Origin of the sequence: Paracoccus sp. (in: a-proteobacteria), from assembly GCF_030536915.1 — a bacterium.
In the GTDB taxonomy this organism is placed as follows: Bacteria; Pseudomonadota; Alphaproteobacteria; order Rhodobacterales; family Rhodobacteraceae; genus Paracoccus.
Genome location: NZ_JAUNPC010000052.1, coordinates 13,489 through 19,381 on the forward strand (window position 1 = coordinate 13,489; position 5,893 = coordinate 19,381).

8 protein-coding genes are annotated in these 5,893 nt (G+C 69.4%); 2 read left to right on the top strand and 6 right to left on the bottom strand.

Going from position 1 to position 5,893, the window contains the following annotated elements; genetic code table 11:
• On the bottom strand, nt 1-356 hold a 356-nt coding region (locus Q4F04_RS09985; RefSeq protein WP_303369681.1), incomplete at its 3' end, for an Lrp/AsnC family transcriptional regulator.
• A 75-nt stretch (nt 357-431) separates the two neighbouring features.
• A complete protein-coding gene (gene mscL / locus Q4F04_RS09990) occupies nt 432-869 on the bottom strand; it encodes a large conductance mechanosensitive channel protein MscL (protein WP_303369682.1) in 438 nt (145 codons plus the stop codon).
• Nucleotides 870-957: 88 nt separating this feature from the next.
• Between mscL and Q4F04_RS09995 the strand changes: the two genes are divergently transcribed.
• The gene (locus Q4F04_RS09995) at nt 958-1,659 is read left to right on the top strand and encodes a glutathione S-transferase C-terminal domain-containing protein (RefSeq protein WP_303369683.1); all 702 of its coding nucleotides are present in this window, start codon (nt 958-960) and stop codon (nt 1,657-1,659) included.
• Nucleotides 1,660-1,765: 106 nt separating this feature from the next.
• Nucleotides 1,766-2,467 (top strand): Crp/Fnr family transcriptional regulator, encoded by a 702-nt coding sequence (locus Q4F04_RS10000; protein WP_303369684.1) that lies wholly within the window; start codon nt 1,766-1,768, stop codon nt 2,465-2,467.
• Nucleotides 2,468-2,471: 4 nt separating this feature from the next.
• Here the strand turns inward: Q4F04_RS10000 and Q4F04_RS10005 are convergent, their stop codons facing one another.
• The 4 genes from Q4F04_RS10005 to Q4F04_RS10020 form a co-directional block, all read right to left on the bottom strand.
• A complete protein-coding gene (locus Q4F04_RS10005; RefSeq protein ID WP_303369685.1) occupies nt 2,472-2,744 on the bottom strand; it encodes a cytochrome C oxidase subunit IV family protein in 273 nt (90 codons plus the stop codon).
• Complete coding sequence (locus tag Q4F04_RS10010; RefSeq protein ID WP_303369686.1) at nt 2,744-3,292, bottom strand: cytochrome c oxidase subunit 3; 549 nt, start codon at nt 3,290-3,292, stop codon at nt 2,744-2,746. Before Q4F04_RS10010 ends, Q4F04_RS10005 begins: the two co-directional genes overlap by 1 nt.
• Complete coding sequence (locus tag Q4F04_RS10015; RefSeq protein WP_303369687.1) at nt 3,289-5,244, bottom strand: nitric oxide reductase activation protein NorD; 1,956 nt, start codon at nt 5,242-5,244, stop codon at nt 3,289-3,291. The genes Q4F04_RS10010 and Q4F04_RS10015 overlap by 4 nt, the downstream gene beginning before the upstream one ends.
• Before the next feature lie 65 nt (nt 5,245-5,309).
• On the bottom strand, nt 5,310-5,893 hold a 584-nt coding region (locus Q4F04_RS10020), incomplete at its 5' end, for a CbbQ/NirQ/NorQ/GpvN family protein (RefSeq protein WP_303369688.1).

The following is a 5,893-nucleotide window of genomic DNA, read 5'->3' on the forward strand; positions in this document are numbered from 1 at the left end:
TCGTCGGTGTCGGCGGCCATCACCTTCAGCAGGTAATCCGCCGTGCCCGCCATCAGGTGGCATTCCAGCACGTCGGGGATGGCGCGCACGGCTTTTTCAAAGGCGTCCAGCAGCTCGTCGGCCTGGCCGGACAGGGTGATCTCGACGAAGACGGTGGTGGTGCGGCCCAGCCGGCGGGGGTCCAGAAGGGCCACATAGCCTGCGATGTAGCCCGCCTCCTCCAGCCGCTGGACGCGGCGGTGGCAGGCGCTGGCCGACAGGTTGATCCGCGCCGCGAGATCGGCGTTCGAGATGCGGCCCTCGCGCTGCAGGACCGACAGGATGCGGCGGTCGGTCGGGTCGAGGTCGGAACTCATCTGTCAAGGCTCGCTGCGGTTCGGGACATGCCCGAACCTAGCGGGGCGCGGGCGGCGCAGGCCAGATGGAAATGACTAGCGCCCGGCGGGGGGGCGGGCGGCCAGCAGGTCGCGGATCTCGGCCAGCAGCGCCTCGGTCGAGGGGCCGGCGGCCGAGGCTTCGGCCACCTGCTTGCGCATGGCCGCCTCCTTGATCCGGTTCACGCCCTTGACCAGCAGGAAGACCACGAAGGCGATGATGAGGAAGTTGATCACCGCCGTGACGAAGCTGCCATAGGCGAAGACCGGCGCGCCCGCATCGCGCGCGGCGCGCAGGGTGGGATAGTCGCCCCCGTCCATGGCCAGGAACCAGTTGGAAAAATCCGTGCCCCCGGTCAGCAGCCCCAGCACCGGCTGCAGCAGGTCGTCCACCATCGAGGCGACGATGGCCGTGAAGGCCGCGCCGATGATGATGCCCACGGCCATGTCCATGACATTGCCCTTGGCGATGAAATCGCGAAACTCCCTGATCATGACAAGCCTTTCTGTCGCCGGATGTTTCTGGTCCCAGCCTGCCACGACCGGCGTCCGCAAACAAATGTCAACGTGAAGGAGCAAACCGATGTTCGACCTGAGTGGCTTTCCGATCACCAGCCGCTGGGCGCCCAAACGCCCGGACGTGATCCAGCTTTACACCCTGAACACGCCCAACGGGATCAAGGCCTCGGTCATGCTGGAGGAATGCGGCCTTGACTACGACACCCACCGCATCAGCATCGGCGACCCCGAGGACCAGTTGAGGCCCGAGTTCCTGTCGCTGAACCCCAACAACAAGATCCCCGCCCTGATCGACCCGAACGGGCCGGACGGCAAGCCCATGGGCCTGTGGGAATCCGGCGCGATCCTGATCTACCTCGGCGACAAGACCGGGCAGTTCCTGCCGCCCGAGGGCACCGCGCGGTATCACACGATCCAGTGGCTGATGTTCCAGATGGGCGGCGTCGGCCCGATGTTCGGGCAACTGGGTTTCTTCCACCGCTACAAGGGCTCCGAGATCGAGGACAAGCGCCCGCGCGACCGCTATGTCAACGAGACGCGGCGGCTTCTTGGGGTGCTGGACCGCCAGCTTGACGGGCGCGACTGGATCACCGGCGACTATTCCATCGCCGACATCGCCACCGCCCCCTGGGTGCGGACCCTGACCGTCAGCTACGAGGCGCAGGACTTGGTGCAGCTTTCCGGCTTTGCCAATGTCGCGGCCTGGATGGACCGCTTCCTGGCCCGGCCGGCCGTCCAGCGGGGGCTGACCGTGGGGGCGGCCTGATCCCGGGGGCATCCGCAGGGTGTCTTCCAAGCCAGCCGTTGCCGGGTGCGCGACGTCCCGTTATGGTCGCCCCCCCGCACCCGCCATCCCGTGACCCGAGGACATCATGACGCCTGCCGACCTCCAGATCGCCCGCAAGTCGGCCTTGCTGGCCAATCTTTCCGAGCCGCTGCAGGCCACGCTGCTGGATGGCACGCAGGTCCAGGTCTTCGAGACCGGCCAGACCATCTTCCTGCAGGACGAGCCGCCGAATGCGCTGTTCATCGTGCTGGACGGATGGATCAAGCTTTACCGGATCGCCGCCAGCGGGGCCGAGGCGGTAGTCAGCGTCATGACCCGCGGCCGCAGCTTCGGCGAGGCGGCGGCGCTGCGGGGCCAGCCCTATCCGGCCTCGGCCGAGGCGATCACTCCCGCCCGGCTTCTGCGGCTGGACGGGGTTCGGATGCGCCACCTGCTGCAGACCGATCCGGTGCTGGCCACCTCGATGCTGGCCGCGGTCTTCGTCCACCTGCAGCATCTCGTCACCCAGATCGAGGAACTCAAGGCGCGTTCCGGCGTGCAGCGGGTGGCCGAGTTCCTGCTGACGCTGTCGAACGGCTGCGAGGAAGGGGACTGCTCGGTGGCGCTGCCCTACAACAAGGCGCTGATCGCGGGACGGCTGGGGATGAAGCCCGAAACGCTGTCGCGCGCCTTTGCCAAGCTGCGCCAGCACGGCGTGAGGATCGAGGCCGCCGTCGCCCATATCGAGGATGTCGAGCGGCTGCGCGAGCTGGTCTCGGAAGACCCGGCCAAGTCCTGGCTGCGCTGAGGCGTCACGCCAGCGCATGAAGCACCAGCGCCGCGAGGGCGAAGAACCCCAGCCCCGCGCCGAACCCCCTGCGCGCCGCAGGGTAGCCCGCAAGATCGAGATAGCGGTCGAGGATCACCCGCGCCTTCAGCCAGGCAAGCCCCAGGATCACCGCCCCCGCGGCGGTCCCGGCCCATGGTGGCGCATCCGGGCGCAGCAGCGCCACCGCGGTCGCAATCCCCGACAGGGCGATCAGCGCCAGCCAGGCCCGGAGAAGGGGATCGGAAAGCCCGCGCATCACAGCAGGTAGATCACGGGAAAAAGCATCACCCACACCAGATCGACCATGTGCCAGAACTGGCCCGCGGCCTCGACCGCCGGGGCGCGGGCATGGACGGCGACGATCCCCAGCAGGACCATGCCGGCCACCACATGGGCCGCGTGAAACAGGGTCAGCAGCCAGTAGAAGGTGAAGAAGACATGGGTTTCCAGCCCGATCCCGCGCTGGGCGGCATCGGCGTATTCGATCCCCTTGAGGACAAGGAACAGCCCGCCCAGCAGGATCGCCGCCGCCAGCCAGCGCCGCGCAGCCGCCTGCCGCCCGGCCTCGGCGGCGCGGGTCGCCAAGGCCGCCGCAAGGCCCGAGGTCACGAGGACCATCGTGTTCACCCCCGCCGACAGCCGGTGCAACTGGTCCTGCGCGGCGGCAAAGCCCTGGGGATCGCCCAGCCGCAGCACAAGGAAGATCAGCAGCGCGGCGCCGAAGATCGCGAGTTCGCTGATGATCAGCACCCACATGATCAGTTCGCCGGGCAGGCCGGTGCGGGGATGGGCCACCTCGGTCATGCGCCGACAAGCTGGCGGTAGATATGCGGCAGCGCCTCGGGCAGCTTGTCGGGATGCGGGATCAGCGCGTGCCCGCCCTGCCCGAAGATGCGCGGAAACCAGGACTTGCCGTCGCGGTCCACGGTGATGCCGAAGACCGAATGGCCCGCGCGGCGCGCCTCGCGCACGGCCATGGCGCTGTCCTCGATGCCGTGGCGGCCCTCATAGTGATCGAGGTCGTTGGGCTTGCCGTCGGTTATGACCAGCAGCAGCCGCCGCCTGCGCCCCTGTCCCGCCAGCGTGGCGGTGGCATGGCGGATGCCCGCGCCCAGCCGCGTGTAGAAGGCCGGGCGCAGCGCCGCGATGCGGGATTCGACCAGGGCCGACATCGGCTCGTCGAACCGCTTGCAGGTCGTGACGAAAACCCGGCCGCGCTTGAGCGAGCAGAAGGCCTGCACCCCCACCTGGTCGCCGGTGGCGTCCAGCCCCCAGGCCAGGGCGGCCAGCGCCTCGCGCTCGATGTCGATGACGGCGCGGCCGGTGACGGCGCTTTCGGTGGACCGCGAGATGTCCAGCAGGATCGACACGGCAAGGTCACGGTTCTGCGGCCGCGACTGTTTCCAGATCCGGTCCGAGCCTTCGCCCGAAACGGTGATCCCCACGCGGGAACGCACGGTGAGGTCGAGGTCCAGTTCCTCTCCGTCGCGGTGGCCGGTGGTGACGACGCGGCCGGGGCGCATCGCCTCGAACTGGCGGCGGACGGCGCGGATTCGGCGGCGGGCGGCGTCGTCGAAACTGGCGGCCCCGGCCTCGCCCGGCTTGCCCTCGCTGTCCAGCACGCGGGCATGGGCGGGCAGGTAGCGGCCCGCCTTGGCGTCCCATTCAGGGTATGTGAAGACGCCCGACAGCGCCTCGCGGTCCACATCCTCGGGGGCAAGGTCCAGATGCAGCTTCAGCCGCGTGGCCGGGGCCTTGCTGATCTGGCCAAGGCCAAGTTCCTCCTGGTCGTCCAGCGCCTTGCGGGCGCTGTCGTCGTCATCGTCATCGACCCGGCGGTTGAGGTTCAGGAACTCGGCCCAGCTCAGGATCGCCTCGAACCTGTTGATGATGAGGCTGTCCTTGCGGTCGGCCGCCTCGGCCTGCCTGCGGCGGGCGCGAATGGTGCGCTCCTGATGCTCGCCGGTTTCCAGGGCCTCGCCCTCGGCCTCGCGCGTCTCGACCCGGTCGGGGGATGAGGCCGCGCCCGCCTCGGACACCACCCACAGGGGCACCGGCCGCATCGGCTGATAGCGGCGGGGCGCGGTGAAGCCCGACAGGTCGCCGTCCAGCGCCGCCAGCATTTCGGCGGCGCGGGGGGACAGCGGCGCATCGTCGCCCAGCAGATGCCGGGTCAGTTCCTCGACCGCCGCTTCCTCGGGGGGCAGGTTTCCACGCGGCCGTCCCGCAAGAATCAGCCCCCGCAACTCGCCGTAAAGCCCCATCAGTCCCGGCGCGGCCTCGGCCACCCGGTCCACCGTCGCCTGCGCCGCCGCCAGCCGCGCCAGGTCGCGGCGCAACGGGTCGCCGCCCGTGTCCACGGGCGCCACCAGATGCGCGGCATGGGCGGCCAGCCACAGATACAGCGCCCCGTTCGCCTCGGGCGTGGGCAGCAGCGCCAGCGTCGCGGGCAGGCGCAGTATGCCGCCGTCGAACTCGGGCAAAGGCAGGGCCTCGGCCGCGGTTCCCAGGCGGCGCAGCCAGCTCAGCCGATGGCGGCTGACGCGATCGCCCGCAGGCCGCATCTCGATCGAGTGATCGCCGCCGAGGCCCCGGAACAGCACCGCCAGGCGCCCCGAAACCTCGGACAGGTGCACCCGCGCATCCTCGTGCACCGGCACCGAATCGAACCCGCTGGCCCAGCCGTGCCAGAGCTTGCCGATGCTTTCCTCCGGCTCCCACGGCTCGATCTCGCGCCAGTCCACACGCGCGGCCATGATAATGCCTTTCTTCTTTGCTTAAATATCCCGGGGGTCCGGGGGCTGGCCCCCGGTCCGACACCTCAACCCAAAACCGCCACCACCAGATCGGCAAGCCCCCGCTTGATGTCGGCGTCGTCCGTCAGCGGCTCGATCATCGCGACCGAGATCGCCCGGTTCAGGTCCATGCCCCCCGCGATCAGCGTTGCCGCATAGACGACAAGCCGGGTGGACACGCCTTCTTCCAGATCCTGCCCCTTCAGCGCCCGAAGCTTGCCCGCCAGCCGCACCAGCAGTGCGGCGCGGCGTTCGTCGATGCCGCTTTCCTGCACCACGATGGCGGTTTCCTGCGCCGCGGGCGGGAAGTCGAACTCCATCGCCACGAAGCGCTGGCGGGTGGATGGCTTCAGCGTCTTCAGGATGTTCTGGTAGCCGGGGTTGTAGGAGGCTACCAGCATGAAGCCGGGCGCGGCCTCAAGCTCCTCGCCCGTGCGGTCGATGGGCAGGATGCGGCGGTCGTCGGTCAGCGGATGCAGCACGACGGTCACGTCCTTGCGGGCCTCGACCACCTCGTCGAGATAGCAGATCGCGCCCTCGCGCACCGCGCGGGTCAGCGGCCCGTCCACCCAGACCGTCTCGCCGCCTTTCAGCAGGTAGCGCCCGATCA